Below are 1167 nucleotides of genomic sequence, written 5' to 3'. Positions count from 1 at the left end.
ACAACTGGGGGATACTGGCAAAGTCTGTCTCGTAGCCAATGGGGACAATGATGTCCTCCGCTACAAGGTCTGATTGGTACACAAGGGGGGCGATTAGCCGGAATCGCTTGCCGCCAACATCGCGGGTGCATTTCAGATCCGTGCGGAAGCAGGCCATTACGGCTCCTCGGTGATGATGAACAGGACCTTCTTGCCCTTGTCCACCTGAGACTTTACAAGCCTCGTTAAATCGCCCTCCATTGAACCCCATACCCGGCCATTCTTGTCCGAATGCTCGGCAACCAGGGGACAGCCTGCGGTGTGGTCAGTGTCGTTACCACCGTGACAGCGGATACCCGTATACTTCACGCCAAAGCGGGTTATCGAATGGTCCGACTCGTTGTTAAACAGGACAACCATGTCCCGCTTGAAAGAAGGAGAGAACGTGACAGAAGCCCAATATGCGCCCTCGGGGATACAAGTTTCCTCAGCGATTTTGACGCCCTGCGGTCTGCCAACGTCCTCTAAAGTGTGACAAAAATGCTCTCCGTCTAGGAGCAGCACTCCGTCTGTGTGCATCTCCCGATAGGTTCTCAGGAGGTTAAAAATCACTGCAAATACCTATCCCAAAACGACTTCGCAAACACCACGATAGTTGCCCATAGCGGAGTAATCACAAACATGATCCCGGCTATAAAGCCCTTCTGCCGGTTCAGGCCAGCCTTGATCTCTTTAACGTCTGCCTTGATTTCATCCAAGTCGCTCTGGATGTTGTTGGCATCGGTCTCAAGCACAACTAATCTCTCAGCCGTGGTTCGTTCAGAAGACACTTTGGCTCCATATGGTGATACTCTTTGAAGTAGCCACGCTCAATACTCCAATATTGGGTGTCGGTTAGACCATGGGGGGTGTTCGTAGCGCCTCTCATGGTCGTCTCTGTTGGGTGTCCCCCGTAACGCAGCAAGCGGCTTGGAGCCGCCGAGGGAGGGGTTCTGCGCCGGGGGACGGTTCGGGGAATTGGGGCATTAAAAAGCCCTCGACCTAAGAGCGACTTAGGGAGGGCTGTGTTTGCTACAGGCGCAACTTGGGCCTGAAAACGTACACTAGCACGGATTATGTGCCACTGTCAATAGGCAATGGCACATTTTTTACTCGAAAAGGAAGTTAATCAGCTTTTCGACCACAGCG

2 protein-coding genes are annotated in these 1167 nt (G+C 52.9%); both read right to left on the bottom strand.

Going from position 1 to position 1167, the window contains the following annotated elements:
* Positions 1-156: 156 nt before the first annotated feature.
* Positions 157-591, bottom strand: a complete 435-nt coding sequence (locus tag V6D20_21845; protein HEY9818427.1) for a DUF5675 family protein — start codon at positions 589-591, stop codon at positions 157-159.
* Entirely contained in the window at positions 588-809 is a 222-nt protein-coding gene (locus V6D20_21840; GenBank protein HEY9818426.1) for a hypothetical protein, read from the bottom strand. The genes V6D20_21845 and V6D20_21840 overlap by 4 nt, the downstream gene beginning before the upstream one ends.
* Between the last annotated feature and the right edge of the window lie 358 nt (positions 810-1167).

The organism is Candidatus Obscuribacterales bacterium (assembly GCA_036703605.1).
GTDB lineage: Bacteria > Cyanobacteriota > Cyanobacteriia > RECH01 > RECH01 > RECH01.
Note: the sequence above shows the minus strand (reverse complement) of the source record. Positions and strands in the feature narration are given on the sequence as shown.